This window comes from Pedobacter miscanthi, assembly GCF_003315595.1.
GTDB lineage: Bacteria > Bacteroidota > Bacteroidia > Sphingobacteriales > Sphingobacteriaceae > Pedobacter > Pedobacter miscanthi.
Map to the genome: position 1 here is coordinate 1 of NZ_QNQU01000018.1, position 15,334 is coordinate 15,334.

Genomic DNA, 15,334 nt, shown 5'->3' on the forward strand with positions numbered 1-15,334 from the left:
ATGGATAATGGGCGAATTGCAGGTTACATTATCCATCATACATTTTCCGTATTACATATTCTCCATATTACATCGCAAGTACCTCTTTAACCTTCTCATAACTAATCTGCTCATCGGGTTCGATCAGAATTCCCTTTACTCCTGCCCCGTTTGCGGCTTCAACATCACGTGGTTTATCGCCGATCATTACCGATTGCGCCGGGTCGATTTCGTACATGTCGATGGCATCGAGGATCATGCCAGAGGCTGGTTTTCTGCATTTGCATTCGCCGCCAACAGTTGGGTGGTGCGGACAGTAGTAGAAACCGGCAATATCTGCTCCTTTGGTAACAAAAGCATTCCGTAACATCTGGTGCATGATCGCGAGTTCCTGTTCGGTATAACGTTTTAACGCAATGCCACCCTGATTGGTAATCACAATTAATAGATAGCCTTCGTCAAAGAACTTTTTTAATACGGGAATCTGGTAATCTAATATTTTAAAATCTTCTACACGGCAGATGTAATCGTAAATTTCGTGGTTAAGCACACCGTCGCGATCGAGAAAAATAGCTTTGTTCATGGTTGGGTTTTAGTATCGAGATTTGAGGATTGAGTATCAAGAGTTGAGATGTTAGTATCAAGAGTTGAGATATAAGTATCAAGACTTGGGTATTGCAATCGAACCTCTTTTTATAATTTGGGCAAAATAACTGAAAATTAAAGACAAAAGAAAACCCGATCTGATTATAGACCGGGATTAATCATAAAAAATCTATCTGGTTTAGGTTATTTTAAATTCAATCCGGCTTTATGTCCTTTAATTGCAAAAAACAGGATGTATAAATAACATGGCATAATGGTAGAAAAATAAGCCAGCTGGAAGTTTAAATGTAAACTGTCTTTCAAAAATGCATATACAAATGGCATTAAAGCACCTCCGGCAATACCCATTACCATAATGGCCGATCCGATTTTAGTGAATTTGCCGAGGTGACTAATCCCCAACGGGAAAATGGCAGGCCACATTAATGAGTTTGCAAGGCCCAATAACGCTACAAAAATCACTGCAAACCAATTGGAAATGGCTAAGGCCAGAATGGTAAAAATGATACCCAAAATGGCACAGATCCTTAATGCTTTCTGTTGCGAAATGTATTTCGGGATGGCAATAATACCAATGATGTAACCGATGAGCATACTAAACAAGGTAAGTGAAGTTAATTTACCACTGATTTCGGTACTGATACCGAGTTCGCGCGCATAAACCCCAATAATATCGCCAGCCATTACCTCTGCCCCAACATATACGAAAATACATAATGCCCCTAAAAACAGATGCGGAAACTGGAAAATGCTTTTATGTTTTACCACCACGCCTTTTGTTTCGTCAACCACATCTTCTTCCACTTCAATTTCGGGCAGATTGGTGAATTTGATAAAAAGTGCGAATAACGTAAATACAATGGCCAGTACAATATATGGCATATTTACCCTACCCAAAACATCGTTCAGTAACTGCTCGTGTACAGCACCTGTAGCGGCTTTGATTTTTGTTTCTACTTCAGAAGCGTTAGCCAGAAAAAGTGCACCCATAATTTGAGGAACAATCATCCCGGCAAATTTATTACAAATACCGGCGATACTGATCCTTTTGGCAGCACTCTCAATCGGGCCAATAATGGTTAAGTATGGGTTTGAAGCCGTCTGAAGCAAAGCCAATGCTGCTCCCTGGACAAAAATACCGGTCAAAAAGAGTCCGAATGTACGTGTAGAGGCTGCAGGTATAAAGATTAGGGATCCCAATCCTAAAATCACAAGTCCGAGAACAATTCCGTTTTTAAACCCTACTTTTTTAAGAATCCACGATGATGGAAGTGCCAGAAAAAAGTAAGCCATATAAGAGGCAAAGGTTACAAAAAAGGCCTGAAAATCTGTTAAGCCAAATGATAGTTTAAAGAAAGGGATGAGTGTTCCGTTTGCCCAGGTTACAAAGCCAAAAATAAAGAATAAGGCACAGATAATAATGAGTGGCTTAGGCCCCTGCTGCTGGCCCAATTTGGTTGTTTGTTGCATAAAGTTTGGTTCGGTTTAATTGTCGCGACCAAACTAAACAATAAAATCTGATAAACTATTGGGCAAACGTTTGCGTGATTTTTAATTAATTTCAATTGGAACTTACGCACCTGAAACCAGTATGCTCCAGTCCGGTATCTACAGAAGTTTTCATTCGCGAAGTTACACGGTAACCCTTACAGTAAGATGCATTACACATAAAAGAGCCTCCCCTAACCACTTTTTTGGGGATGGTAGGCTCCATGGGGTCATAACTGTCTGACGGGCCTGCTGGGTTATTGCTTACGCCTGAAAGTGTGGCATAATAATCCGGCCGGTACCAATCGCTGCACCATTCCCAAACATTACCCGCCATATCGTACAGGCCATAACCATTCGGTTTAAACTGTTTTACAGCAGCTAAACCATTATAGCCATCCCAATCGGTGTTTTTAATCGGAAAGCTGCCCTGCCAGGTATTGGCTTTGACCTTCCCTTTTTCGATATCTTCGTTTCCCCATGGGTATTTCTGATCTTTCAATGCACCCCTTGCGGCATACTCCCATTCCGCTTCGGTGGGTAAACGTTTGCCAGTCCATTTACAATAAGCCATGGCATCATCCCACGAGATATGAACAACTGGATAGTTCTCTTTTCCTTTGATACTGCTTTTAGGGCCATGCGGATGTTTCCAGTCGGCCCCTTTAACCCAGCGCCACCATTGCGAGGCATCGTTTAAGCTGGTTATACTTTTTGGCTGATAAAAAACCAAAGAGGCGGCTACGAAAACACTGTCTGGTGGTTTTGGTGTGCCTGCAGGAAGTTGTTTTTTCATTTCTTCCCAATCGGGTTTGCGTTCGGCAGTGGTTTGGTAACCCGTAGCATCAACAAATTTTTTAAACTGCGCATTGGTTACTTCGGTAACATCGATCCAAAAGGAAGCCAGTTTAACCTGATGCTGAGGATACTCATCTTCCCTGCCCTCTTTATCTGATGCGCCCATGGCAAATTCGCCTGCCGGAACTAAAACCATTCCATCATGACTCACTTTATTGGTAGCAAAACTCGAAGAATCTTTTACGGCACCAAATCTACTGGGCATGTTTTTTTCGCAGGAAGCAAGGGAATCCATGCGGTGTTTTGCTTTTTCTTCTTCGGTGGCACGCTTCGATTTGCATGAAAGGATCAATAATAAGGGCAAAAAGAGCGTAACGAAAAGAAATCTGTACATGGCAGGGGTTAAATGTGTGCGATAAAAATATCAATTCTATTTAAAAAACAGAAGGTAAATAATTAATTTGCCTATAAATCAATACAGTAAGGGATTTGATGATTTTTTATTTGCAGGAAATACATCATAACCCTATATTTGCACCACTTTAAAGGAAACACACAACGTTTTTAACAAAGTAGATTCCGTAGCTCAGCTGGTAGAGCATTACACTTTTAATGTAGTGGTCCTGGGTTCGAATCCCAGCGGGATCACAAAAAGCCACTTCTGAGTGGCTTTTTTTATTTAACACCGTTCCCGGCCCAACGATTTATAAAAAGTTAATAAGATCGCTCATTTTCTGTCTTTTCCCCACTTTTGGTAAATACGAACATCGATAGCTATATTTACAGCAATGCGCAAGAAAACTAACCACATTCCTGTTAACAAACTGCCTGAAGGAATTTGTAGAGGTATTATGCTGATGCGTGAATGCTTTGACGGTTCGCCCAATTCGGAACATGTTGAACGTGCCCACCGTGATGCGGGCTATACCTTTATCATCCAGGAGAGCGGCGTAACCCATATCGAAATCGATTTCCAGAAGTACGCCATAACAGCCCCTGCCATTATCTTCATACATCCGCACCAGGTACACAGGGTTATCGCTTTTGAGCACGCCATGGTTAGTACATGGATCATCACCGAAGAAAACCTCAGGCCCGAATATTTAAGCCTGCTGGAGGAGCTTGCACCGGTACATCCACTATGTGTTAAACCCGAAACGCTCACGGTACTCCAGGAAATGGTTTCCCTCAGTATGAAGCTATCCGGAGAGATAACAGAGCTGCTTCATCATGCAATTTTAAAAGAGAGTGTTACCACCCTGGTTGCATTGATCGTATCGCAATACCTGGCTTCAGCCAAACCTGCAGAAAATCAGACCCGGTACGATATCATTACCAAAGAATTTAAAAACCTGCTGGAAAAGCACTTTAAAACAGTTAAAACCCCGGCTGATTATAGTGTTCAGCTTCATATTTCTACCTCCTATCTTAATGAATGTGTAAAAGCCACAACCGGGAAATCTGTATCATCCCATATTCAGCAACGGGTAATGCTCGAAGCCAAACGCCTGCTTTACCATTCTGCAAAGTCTGTAAAAGAAATTGCAGGCGGATTGGGCTATGATGATTATTCCTATTTCACCCGGCTGTTTACAAAGGTGGTGGGCATAAGCCCTATTGCTTTCCGGGATATGAACCGCGAATAGTCCTATACTTACAACTTCCTGTCATTGTTCCGCCTCAATTTATACTGTTTCTTTGTGTTACTAAAAGAAAGAAAAATGTTACAACATAAAAATATAGCAATTGTGGGTGGTGGCCCGGGCGGACTAACGCTGGCGAGACTTTTACAATTAAAAGGTGCGCAGGTTAAGGTTTATGAACGCGACCACAGTCAAGCAGCACGTGTACAAGGGGCAATCGTTGATCTGCATTTCGATTCGGGACTTAAAGTGATGGAAGCTGCCGGATTAATGGATGCCTTTAAGGCTAGTTACATGCCCGGAGCTGATAAATTCCGCCTGCTTGATCCGAAAGGAAATGTATTGATGGATGATGGAAACCAGGCCGGTAAGGCCACATTTGGTGATCCACATTTCAGGCCGGAGATCGACCGGGGAGCCTTACGTGACCTGCTAATCGATGGACTGCTGCCCGATACAGTAGTTTGGGACAGCCAGCTCCTCAGCCTAAACCAAACAGACAATCAATGGGAATTACAGTTTAAGAATGGAAAAAGCGCCATTGCAGACCTGGTTATCGGAGCAGATGGCTACCGATCGCCGGTACGTAAGTACGTTACCGATGTAAATGCACTTTATTCGGGTGCAACAATTATTCAGGGGGAGATCGATCATCCGGAAATTGCTTGTCCTGAATTTTTTGCTTTGGTTAATCAGGCTAACTTAATGGCCATGGGTGCCGGAGCAACTATTGCCGCACAACCCCGCGGAGATGGCGGCCTTACCTTTTATGCCGCGTTTTTACATCCTGAAAACTGGGTAAAAACCAGTGGCATTGATTTTAATCAACCAGAAGAAGTCAGGACTTTCCTGAATGAACATTACCAGCAATGGGACGGTATATTTCACAGTTTATTTGCGGCATGTACACAATTTGTTCCGCGGCCACTTAATTATTTCCCTTTAGAGAACCGTTGGGTTACTAAAAACAATATTACTCTTATTGGCGATGCTGCTCATTTGATGCCACCTAATGGCGAAGGTGTTAACCTGGCCATGCAGGATGCCCTCGATCTGTCTGAATGTCTTAGCAATGGCAGTTTTACTAATCTACATGACGCAATAGCTGCTTACGAGACGATGATGTTCGAACGGGCGGTACCGCTATGTAAAGAATCAGTTGAAGGGATCAGTGATTTTGCTGCACCGGATGATGAATCTGTAAAAGAACTGATTAAAATGCTGAGTTAACCGATCAAGCAGAATCATAAAAAGCCTCACATCCACGTGAGGCTTTTTATTCGTGTATATCGTGATTAACGAGGTTAACAGCCAATTATATCTTTTTATTAAAATCTGCGGCCTTTTCTGCGCAATCGCCGTTATCTGCGGGAAACAAGATATGTATTATCCAGGTGATTAAATTTAAACCGCACAGTTTCTTTTTATAACCACCTAAGCCACCTCAGTCACCTGAGTTTTACAGTCTGCATTATTACAAGATAATCGTTATTCTTTCAAATCTGCGCGATCAGCGTTATCTGCGGGAACCCGAACATATTATCATTCCCCTCCAAACTTGGCCACCGCTTCTTTGCTAACGGGTGTAAATAAGTTTACCAGGTTCCCATCAGGATCCCTTAACAATAAAGATTTATTTCCCCAGGGCATTACTGTAGGCTCCTGCACGGTACATTCTTTTAACAGCGGAGCCAACACTTCAAATCGCTGCTGCACATCATCAACCATAAATTCGATAATCACACTGCGGTTTTGCGCAGGCTGCGCCACCGTATCGCCACCAAAAAACTGTAAAGTATTGGTGCTTCCTATGGCCAGTGTTGCCGTTTTAGTTTTGATCTCTGCAAAATCTGGTGTAAACCTAACCGCTATTGCACCTGTTACCTGTTCGTAAAAATGGATGAGCTCCTCTATTTTAGAGGTAATGATCCGGATGGATATTAAATTCATTGCTTTTAATTTTAATTGTGCAACGAAGGTATAGCGGGCTTATGACAACTGTTTGTCAGTGGTTATAAAGTTTTTTTCTTTTTCCTGTAAATATTCCTGAAGATTGAGCTGATGAGGTGTAAACTTCATATCAGTTAGTTCAACGACTCCCATCCTATCCAGGCGGAACATCCTGAAATCATTCCGTAACCTGCAAAAAGCAATAAGTGTCCAGTGTTGTTGTGCACTGTAATAAAAGGCAAATGGCTCTATCAACCTTTCCGAACTTTCTGTTTTACCTTCTGCCGTATAGCTGATGCGCAACACGGCAAAGCTGGTTAATGCATTTTGAATGGCAGTTAAAGAGTTACTTGTGGCTTGCTTTATACTTGCAGGGCTTACCGCCACGCGTTCGGTTAGCAGTTCGGCCTTATCTTTTGCCGCATAGTTAAGTACGGCTTTCACTTTATCTACCGCTTCGGTATAGGCGCTGATCAATGAGCTGTCTTTATTAAGGTGAAGCAACTGCCCTGCGGTAACTAAGGCATTCGCTTCCTGTTCCGTAAACATTACCGGGGGTATTTTATAACCTTCTGCCAGCGAATAACCTTTACCATCTAAACTGGCGACAGGCACACCAATCTGTTCCAACACCCTGATATCGCGGTAAATGGTGCGCACGCTTACGCCGAACTTTTCTGCAAGATTATTTGCACTCAGCATTCGTTTGGTTTGGAGTTGCAGTAAAATGGCGCTAAGGCGGCTAAGCCTCCTCATGTCGGTGTTGGTGCTCATTGGGTCCGTGTAGGGATCAAATATACGAAAGTGCTGAGTTTAGCTTAAAAAACTATTGATTAGTGCTTTTAACACCAATGGAAAATAAAGAACTGCTAATTTTTTTTTATATAAACCTCTGGTAATAAAAGAATTATTCCGTATTATTACTTAAGCTTTATCCGAGGCGAAATAACCATCCCGAGTTAATTTATTGTTTACCTAATTAGAAAAGCTTATGTCAAGCTCGGAAGGCGGCTACGCAAAAATTGCGGCCAATTTAAAGGATTTAATTATCCGTTTAGAAACGTTGGGAACCGATTACAAACCACCCCAACCTGCTTATGAAATTAAAGCATTAACACAATTATCTAAAGATGCAGAAGAGGCATCGCGTGTGGTAAGTAAGGTTTTACCCATTTATGCCAAAGCAGTGGATGAACAGGAACTTATTTTTAAGCCCCTTAACAACCTGATTACCAAAAGTATTAATTACTTAAAAGCAGCTACTACCAATGCTGCAACCCTGCAAACAGCTAAAACTATTGCTGATAAGTTAAGGGGATTTGCCCGTGGCACAAAGACAAATGAAGATGGGACCATAAAATCTAATCATTCATCCAGATCTTATGATAACAGAGTGGAGAATTTTAAACAATATATTGATGTACTGATTACCATCGACTGTTATAATCCTGCAGAAAAAGAAATCAGCGTAGAAACTTTCCAGAAATTACTGGTTAGTATGGAAGATAACATTACTGCTGTGGCAATTGCCAAAACACCTCTTGATGATGCAAGGAAAAAACGTTTCGAGGTTTTTTATGGTCAGCCAAATGGTTTAATCAATGTGGTAACGGGTGTTAAAAATTATATTAAAGCGGCCTTAAATAAAAGCCATCCACAGTATAAACACATTATTGGCCTGCGTTTTTCAAATACAAATGCCAAAATATAAGTATCTGCATTCTTTATTATTTTTAAAGTTGAGCCTGTATCGTTAATGATCAGGCTCTTTTTGTTACAAATGCATTTATACAATCACAAACTGTATGTGTATTCTTCGCAATCATATATATTATTTTCGCACAGGCATATAAAACTTTCACAATCGCATATATAATTTTCACAAAGGCGTATAAAATTTTCGCAATTGTATATATTATTTTCACACATATATATAAAATTTTCGCAATCGCGTATTAAATTTTCAAAAGCGCTTGTGTATTTTTTGCAATGATGTGTTTTATAACACCATTCGCTTATTATACAGTTTTAACTCTTATCCTATATTCATTTTTTAAATGTTTTGGAAATGTACGTCAGCATTTCTTGGGCTACTGCAGTCCCGCTATCGCTGCTAGTCCTCCCCCGATGAAAAATCGTGGTCCGGGCTATCCGCTTTATCGGGTTTATTTTACAACGGTAGCTGTTTCATAGCAAAAACCCCTGTGTTTAGCCCCGATTGAATGGATGCCCCCGATTCTTCATCGGAGCAGGAAGGAAAGCGGGACTGCCGGTACCGACCAGCACAAGCACTGCGCTTCAAAATAATATTAATAAGCATAGCATATTCGCCTTTTATATGCATTTATTCCAGTATTATCTTTAATTTTTAATGTTTTGGAAATCTACGTCAGCATTTCTTGGGCTACTGCAGTCCCGCTATCGCTGCTAGTCCTCCCCCGATGAAAAATCGTGGTCCGGGCTATCCGCTTTATCGGGTTTATTTTACAACGGTAGCTATTTCATAGCACCCTCCCCTGTGCTTAGCCCCGATTGGATGGATGCCCCCGATTTTTCATCGGGGCAGGAAGGAAAGCGGGACTAACCCAAACCTACAAGCACTGCAATTGCGTTCCAAAATAATAGTAATAAACTTAGCATACTCGCCTTTTATGTGCGTTTATGCACTCTTATTTCAAATTTTTTAATGTTTTGAAAATGTACGTCAGCATTTATTGGGCTACTGCAGTCCCGCTATCGCTGCTAGTCCTCCCCCGATGAAAAATCGTGGTCCGGGCTATCCGCTTTATCGGGTTTATTTTACAACGGTAGCTGTTTCATAGCAAAAACCCCAGTGTTTAGCCCCGATTGGATGGATGCACCCGATTTTTCATCGGGGCAGGAAGGAAAGCGGGACTGCCGGTACCGACCAGCACAAGCACTGCGCTCCAAAATGATATTAATAAGTTTAGCATACTCGCCTTTTATATGCATTTATTCCAGTTTTATCTTTAATTTTTAATGTTTTGGAAATCTACGTCAGCATTTCTTGGGCTACTGCAATCCCGCTATCTCTGCTAGTCCTACCCCGATGAAAAATCGGGGTCCGGGCTATTCGATTTATCGGGTTTATTTTACAAGAGTTCGTTTTTAGTAAAAAAAGAACCTATCCGAACCGATTAGCGCAACACCTGCGCTCCTAGATAAGCAAACAAATTAAATTTTATAAAATCACCGGCAAATTTAACTTAAGTGAAAAACGGTTAAGCGTTTTAACATGAACTTTGATTTAAACATTAAAAGAATATAATCATGACATCAACAAATCAATCGGCTTTAAGCCTTTCCGGCGACGCTGTACAAACAGCCCGGTCGTTACAGAAACTATATTTTACACGTGCTGGTTTTTCTATTATCTGGGTAATACTGGTAACTGCCCTGGCTAAAGATAATACGGCCATTGCAACTGTTTTATTTATCGTTTACCCCGCATGGGATGCACTTGCCACCTATTTCGATATTCAGGCCAACCCTCCTGCTGCTAATAAAATGCCGCAATATGTTAATATCGTTATCAGCATTGCCACCACACTGGGGGTAACATTGGCTTTGCAGAAAGGAATACCACAAGCCCTGATCGTATTTGGTGCATGGGCAATCCTAACAGGCTTAATTCAGCTTATTTTAGGTTTACGTCGCCGTAAACAATTGGGCGGACAATGGCCAATGATCATCAGCGGGGCACAATCGATGCTTGCCGGCGGAGCTTTTATTGCCATGGCACATCAACCAAATCAGGGTATTACCACTTTAGCAGGTTATGCAGCTTTCGGTGCGTTTTACTTTTTAATTACAGCTTTCAGGTTATCGAAAACGATTAAAGTGGCAACAGCTAACGTTTAAGTTTTAACAGCTATAATCTCAATTAAGCATAATAAATTTTACGATGAAAAATTGGGATGATGTTTCGTTCATTACATTTTATATTGCATGCCTGGCAAAGTCCAGGTAAACTTAGATTACTCAGGTGGTAATAAAATAAAGATTTTAATTATTTGACTTACATCCTAAGCCACCTGAAAACATCTAAGTTCTTAATAAACACTCTTTAATTGTGCATTCTATTTGCAATGCCATCTTAAATGTATGATGTGAAAAAATTACTGTTAGAAAACAGTTGGCACATTAAAAAGGCCGTCATTAAAATGACGGCCTTTTTCGGCTTTTTTATCGCGCTCAATTACAAAACCAAATCATTTTACTACTGATAACTAACCGTCAGTTCGATCTCGATACCCGCCAGTGCTTTAGAAATAACACAGTTTTCTTTGGCTAAAAAAGCCTGCTTTTCAAACTCTTCTGCCGATATACCTGCTATTGCTGATGCCTGAAGCTCAAGATCAATCCGTGTAATGCCTCCCTTTGCCATATCTAAAGTTACTGCTGCATTAGTGCTTAGCTCACCTGCTGTATAACCCTGTTGCGATAAAGCATAGGTAATGGCCATGGTAAAACAACCGGCGTGTGCTGCTGCCAGCAGTTCTTCAGGATTGGATCCGATGCCATCAGCAAAACGGGTATTAAAAGAATATTGTGTTTCGTTAAGTACACCACTTTGGGTACTGAGGTGGCCAGAGCCCGACTTAAGGTCGCCCTGCCAAAAAGCTTTCGCTGTTCTTTTCATCATGTTGAATTTTATAATCCAAAATTCTGCTTAAAGAACCGGTGTTTTTTTCACCTAAGTTAAAACCAGGGAAATAAAAGTAAATTTTTTATCTTTTAATCCGCTTTCGGATACGGCTTAATGATGGATTGGTGATACCCAGGAATGAAGAGATATGATAAGCCGGAATACGTTCAATAATATTAGGATGCTCTTCCAGTAACCTGAGAAATCTTTGCTCATGCGAGAAGAAAATAAACTCTTCGGTACGCGATTGTGCATAGGCAAAAAAGGTTTCGGCCAGTAACCTGCCAAACTTACCCCAGTTCAGGTTTCTTTCGTACAAAGCATTAAGATCACGGTACGAAATAAAGATAATTTCTGAATCTTCCATGGCTTCGATAAAATACCAGCAGGGGTTTCGTGATATGAAACTCCTGAACGAAACTACAAACTGGTTCTCTGAAAAAAAGAACAGGTTTTTTTCCTCCCCGCCTTCCGGATCGCGGTAAAAAATCCGGAATATTCCTTTCACCACCAAACCCAGGTCGTTACAAACCATGCTTTGCATATTAAAATAATCGCCTTTTGCTATTTTCCGGGGTTTCCATAAAGGCAGGCTTTCTGTAATATCCTGATCGGTTAAGGACGCGAAGTTTTTCAGGTGGCTGGTTAATATTTCGTTTTTGTTGTCCATAATGGGATACCGGTAATCATCAAAATTTATATTGCATCGTTCAGAAACGATAAAACAGGTTAAAATTCGGGATTGCTTAATCTTTAAATTTTCACTTAAGTTAAAATTACGTTACAAGTTAGCATAAAAACAAAAAAGATGACCGGATTAAATTATCAGATCATCTTTTAAGAATATGCAAAGGAGCAAATTATTGACTTAGAGTTCGTGTGTTAATGTTACCTCGCGGTTCTTTAACAGCGGAACAATTTGAGCAACAACAATATCCTGGTAATGCGAACTATTGCGGTGTGCATTTAACGCCTCTTGATCTGCATAAGCTTCATTAAGCATTATTATGTTTGGGTCGGTATTATCCTGATAAGCTTTATAATATAAATTGCCTGCTTCGGCCCTGCTTTTTTCAGCAAGTTCGGGTAAACAGTCTAATACTGTATCAATTTCGCCTGCTGTTACCTGCCATTTGGCGAATACATGTATGTTTTGCTTGTTCATATTTTTTTTTAATGAATGAATGATTGACTGAATTATTGAATTAAGGAATGATATATTTCAATAATTAAGCTTTTACATTTTCTAACAAGGCTACAATTTTTTCGCCTACACCTTTGGCCGATGCGGGGTTTTGTCCGGTAACGATATTACCATCAACAATACTATTAGCCGACCATGGGGAAGCAGCATGGAAGATAGCTCCCTGTGCAGTTAACGCAGTTTGCAAGTCGAAAGGAACATCTGCCCTGGCATAATTATCTTCCTCTTCCGTAGTAAAGGAAACAATGTTTTTACCATTTACCAGATAAGAACCATCACTTAATTTTACATTGAGCAATGAAACCGGACCATGACAAACGGCACCAACGATGGCATTGCGTTCGTAAGTTTCGGCAATTACCTGTTTTAATAAAGGAGCCTCGGGCATATCAACCATTGGAGCCAATCCACCCGGTATAAATATGGCATCGTACGTGTTTACATTAATGGTTTCCAGTTTAACAGCCTTTTGCATATCTGCCCAGCCTTTACCTGTTAAAAATTTAAGATTATCGGGATCATCGGCCAGGTTCAGCGCATCCAGGTATGGGGTATCGCCTGATAAACTGGCAAAATCAATCTGATAACCTGCTTTTTCAAATTCGGCATAAGGATGCGCTACTTCGGGTAAAAAGGTACCTGTTCTTCTGTTGTGTGTACCAATAACATTTGCATTGGAAACGATAATTAAAACTTGCTTTTTCATAACCTTATTTTTTGTGATGTTTAAAATCTGTTGATTGTTGTTATTTACATCACAAAATTGCATCATAAGGCTATATCAAAAGGAGGAGCCAACGCACAAAAAAAGTGTGACCGGAATCACACTTTTAATCCGTTTAACCTGAATAAAGGCGGCTTAACGTTTCTCTGCTTACACCGAGATACTCTGCTATATATTTCTTAGGGATTTTTTGCATCAGGTGGGGATACAACTGACCAAACTCTTCGTAGCGCTGCTGTGGCGTACCAGATAACAGTGAAATAATTCTGCGTTGCTGTGCAACATAACCATTGGTGAGTTTAACGCGGAAAAAATGTTCCATTTTATGCAATTCGGCCGATAAAGTTTCCCTGCCTTCCAATGTAGTGCATAACACTTCGGCATCTGCCATGCAAAGGATGTGCAGAGTGGTGTTTTTTTGATTAAAGTAGGCCTGGTAATCGGTCATCCACCAGTTTGGTCCGGCAAATTGTATAATGTACTCCTTCCCTTCTTCGTTGAGGAAAAACATCCTGAAAATACCCGATAGTACCAGAAACTCATACTTCGCATGGTCTCCTTCCTGCAACAGGTACTGGTTTTTCTTTACCCTGCGCAGGGTGAAAAAACTTTTAATGCGTTCGTATTCTGTATCGGTAAGTTCAATAATTTCTTCAAGGTGTTTCCGTAGTCTGTCCATCGCCAATAAACTTACTAAAAATCTGTTTGATGGAGATCAATCGCCGATTATTTTAAGCTAATGCTGCTGTTGGATTGTAGCCGAACTGCTTTTTAAAAGCAAAAGAAAAATGCGAAAGGTTTTCGAAACCCACATCAAAATAAACGTCTGATGGTTTTTGCTTCTTCTCCGATATCAGGTAATGTGCCAGTTGCAGGCGTTTATGGGTAAGCCACTTTTCGGGTGTGCTGTTAAAGGCTTTTTTAAAGTCGCGTTTAAACGTGGTGAGGCTTCTGCCGGTAAGATAGCCGAACCTTGCTGCGGGCAGGTTAAACATAAAGTTCTTTTCCATAAAATCCATCAGGTCTATTTTTCCGGGTTCTTCAAGCTGGCCTAATAACTGGTCGGCATTTTTATCAATGGCGCGCAACACCCTTATTGCTTCTTCTATTTTAAAGGTAGCCAGATCGGCTGGTAAAGCATCGGCCAGTTTAAAATACGGCGTTAGGGAATTAAAAAGGCTTTCGAGCAGCGGATGGTCTTCAAATTCCATTAAACCAATTGCCGGGTACACGGGCTGTTCAACTGGGTTCGCGGTATAAAACTGTCGCAATATCTCCTTTCTGAATACTATGGAAACCGCAATGCAGGGTTCGCCGTCAAGGGGTAACTTACTCATTCTGCCCAGCTGGTTACGCGGGAAAAGAATGGTATCGCCTGCATAAAAACTATAATTTTGATCAGCAGCAGCAATCCTTACCTCGCCCGAAATTACCCTTACCAGGGCAGGGTTTGGGAGAATCAGTTCGCGACTGTAATGTGCTTCTTTTTTACAGGATATAAATATTTCCGGTACGCTGGTAACGGTTAATGCTTCCATATTGTTAAAATTAATGAAATTTCTCCTGATAATGGCGGATGTCGGTATTGTTCAGCAATTGTTTTTCGGTGCCGTTTTTAGCCACACCAATCAGGCAGCTGGCCAGAGTAGCTACGTCTATACTGAATTTATCTGAAAACAGATCGAGCACATTGGTGATGTACCTCGCAATGGTTGGTATAAGTGCTCGTTTATGATGAGGGTCAGATGGTTTAATAAATGCCGGCCTGAACAGATAAACCGTATTGCCCAACAAAGCCAGCGCCTTTTCGGTACGTCCCTTAATCCTGCCCTGCAAAGAAATCCCCTTTTCTTCCTGACTGGCCGACACACCGCTCACAAAACAGAAACGCAGTTGCAGATTAAGGGCTAATAGTTCCTTTGCGGCGTAGGTGGCATAATCATAAGTAATTTTAATATATTCTGCCTTACTTACTGCCGATTGTGGCACACCCAGGCACCAGATACAGGCATCGGCTTTAAGGTGCCGGGCAATATCACGATAGTTTAAAAAATCTTTAATCACCAGTTCTTTTAACTTCGAATGATTAAAACCTGAACTTCTGCGCACCAGTGATACCACTTCTGTAACTGTTATATCGGCCAATAGCTGTTTTAAAACCTCCTGACCTAAAAAACCGGTTGTGCCTGTAAGGATAACTTTCATAATGGGTTGCTTAAATATTTGCCCTTTAAAATGCCAGAATTATGGTTAACTGATCTGAATTTAACAAA

General features: G+C 41.0%; 16 protein-coding genes and 1 tRNA gene. 5 read left to right on the forward strand and 12 right to left on the reverse strand.

The window, feature by feature from the left end; translation table 11 throughout:
* Positions 1 to 67: 67 nt before the first annotated feature.
* From DRW42_RS19275 to DRW42_RS19285, 3 genes are all read right to left on the reverse strand, one after another.
* Positions 68 to 562, reverse strand: coding sequence for a D-glycero-alpha-D-manno-heptose-1,7-bisphosphate 7-phosphatase (locus DRW42_RS19275; protein WP_113950467.1), 495 nt, complete (start codon positions 560 to 562; stop codon positions 68 to 70).
* Between the two features lie 206 nt (positions 563 to 768).
* On the reverse strand, positions 769 to 2,055 hold the full coding sequence (locus tag DRW42_RS19280) for a sugar MFS transporter (RefSeq protein ID WP_113950468.1): 1,287 nt from the start codon (positions 2,053 to 2,055) through the stop codon (positions 769 to 771).
* Positions 2,056 to 2,146: 91 nt separating this feature from the next.
* Positions 2,147 to 3,265, reverse strand: a complete 1,119-nt coding sequence (locus DRW42_RS19285) for a formylglycine-generating enzyme family protein (RefSeq protein WP_113950469.1) — start codon at positions 3,263 to 3,265, stop codon at positions 2,147 to 2,149.
* 181 nt (positions 3,266 to 3,446) lie between these two features.
* On the opposite strand from DRW42_RS19285, the gene DRW42_RS19290 reads away from it, so the two are divergent.
* The 3 genes from DRW42_RS19290 (at position 3,447) to DRW42_RS19300 (ending at position 5,744) form a co-directional block, all read left to right on the forward strand.
* Positions 3,447 to 3,519 (forward strand) — tRNA-Lys (locus DRW42_RS19290).
* Positions 3,520 to 3,659: 140 nt separating this feature from the next.
* Positions 3,660 to 4,517: a helix-turn-helix domain-containing protein gene (locus DRW42_RS19295; RefSeq protein WP_113950470.1), complete on the forward strand. Its 858-nt coding sequence runs from the start codon at positions 3,660 to 3,662 to the stop codon at positions 4,515 to 4,517.
* A 75-nt stretch (positions 4,518 to 4,592) separates the two neighbouring features.
* On the forward strand, positions 4,593 to 5,744 hold the full coding sequence (locus tag DRW42_RS19300) for an FAD-dependent oxidoreductase (protein ID WP_113950471.1): 1,152 nt from the start codon (positions 4,593 to 4,595) through the stop codon (positions 5,742 to 5,744).
* 312 nt (positions 5,745 to 6,056) lie between these two features.
* Here DRW42_RS19300 and DRW42_RS19305 read toward each other — a convergent pair whose 3' ends face one another.
* Both DRW42_RS19305 and DRW42_RS19310 read right to left on the reverse strand, forming a co-directional pair.
* On the reverse strand, positions 6,057 to 6,464 hold the full coding sequence (locus tag DRW42_RS19305) for a VOC family protein (protein WP_113950472.1): 408 nt from the start codon (positions 6,462 to 6,464) through the stop codon (positions 6,057 to 6,059).
* A gap of 39 nt (positions 6,465 to 6,503) precedes the next feature.
* Positions 6,504 to 7,238, reverse strand: a complete 735-nt coding sequence (locus tag DRW42_RS19310; RefSeq protein ID WP_113950473.1) for a helix-turn-helix transcriptional regulator — start codon at positions 7,236 to 7,238, stop codon at positions 6,504 to 6,506.
* 217 nt (positions 7,239 to 7,455) lie between these two features.
* Between DRW42_RS19310 and DRW42_RS19315 the strand changes: the two genes are divergently transcribed.
* Both DRW42_RS19315 and DRW42_RS19320 read left to right on the forward strand, forming a co-directional pair.
* The gene (locus tag DRW42_RS19315) at positions 7,456 to 8,175 is read left to right on the forward strand and encodes a hypothetical protein (RefSeq protein ID WP_113950474.1); all 720 of its coding nucleotides are present in this window, start codon (positions 7,456 to 7,458) and stop codon (positions 8,173 to 8,175) included.
* A 1,580-nt stretch (positions 8,176 to 9,755) separates the two neighbouring features.
* Positions 9,756 to 10,346: a DUF308 domain-containing protein gene (locus DRW42_RS19320; protein WP_113950475.1), complete on the forward strand. Its 591-nt coding sequence runs from the start codon at positions 9,756 to 9,758 to the stop codon at positions 10,344 to 10,346.
* A gap of 358 nt (positions 10,347 to 10,704) precedes the next feature.
* Here DRW42_RS19320 and DRW42_RS19325 read toward each other — a convergent pair whose 3' ends face one another.
* The 7 genes from DRW42_RS19325 to DRW42_RS19355 form a co-directional block, all read right to left on the reverse strand.
* Positions 10,705 to 11,130 (reverse strand): OsmC family protein, encoded by a 426-nt coding sequence (locus DRW42_RS19325; protein WP_341866237.1) that lies wholly within the window; start codon positions 11,128 to 11,130, stop codon positions 10,705 to 10,707.
* An 85-nt stretch (positions 11,131 to 11,215) separates the two neighbouring features.
* Complete coding sequence (locus DRW42_RS19330; protein WP_113950477.1) at positions 11,216 to 11,803, reverse strand: Crp/Fnr family transcriptional regulator; 588 nt, start codon at positions 11,801 to 11,803, stop codon at positions 11,216 to 11,218.
* Positions 11,804 to 12,001: 198 nt separating this feature from the next.
* Positions 12,002 to 12,298: a putative quinol monooxygenase gene (locus DRW42_RS19335; RefSeq protein WP_113950478.1), complete on the reverse strand. Its 297-nt coding sequence runs from the start codon at positions 12,296 to 12,298 to the stop codon at positions 12,002 to 12,004.
* Between the two features lie 64 nt (positions 12,299 to 12,362).
* Positions 12,363 to 13,043: a type 1 glutamine amidotransferase domain-containing protein gene (locus DRW42_RS19340; protein ID WP_113950554.1), complete on the reverse strand. Its 681-nt coding sequence runs from the start codon at positions 13,041 to 13,043 to the stop codon at positions 12,363 to 12,365.
* 133 nt (positions 13,044 to 13,176) lie between these two features.
* Positions 13,177 to 13,740 carry a Crp/Fnr family transcriptional regulator gene (locus DRW42_RS19345; RefSeq protein WP_113950479.1) on the reverse strand — a complete coding sequence of 188 codons (564 nt, stop codon included), beginning with the start codon at positions 13,738 to 13,740 and terminating at the stop codon, positions 13,177 to 13,179.
* Between the two features lie 52 nt (positions 13,741 to 13,792).
* Positions 13,793 to 14,599 (reverse strand): helix-turn-helix domain-containing protein, encoded by an 807-nt coding sequence (locus DRW42_RS19350; RefSeq protein WP_113950480.1) that lies wholly within the window; start codon positions 14,597 to 14,599, stop codon positions 13,793 to 13,795.
* 10 nt (positions 14,600 to 14,609) lie between these two features.
* Positions 14,610 to 15,266, reverse strand: coding sequence for an NAD-dependent epimerase/dehydratase family protein (locus tag DRW42_RS19355; protein WP_113950481.1), 657 nt, complete (start codon positions 15,264 to 15,266; stop codon positions 14,610 to 14,612).
* Positions 15,267 to 15,334 lie beyond the last annotated feature (68 nt).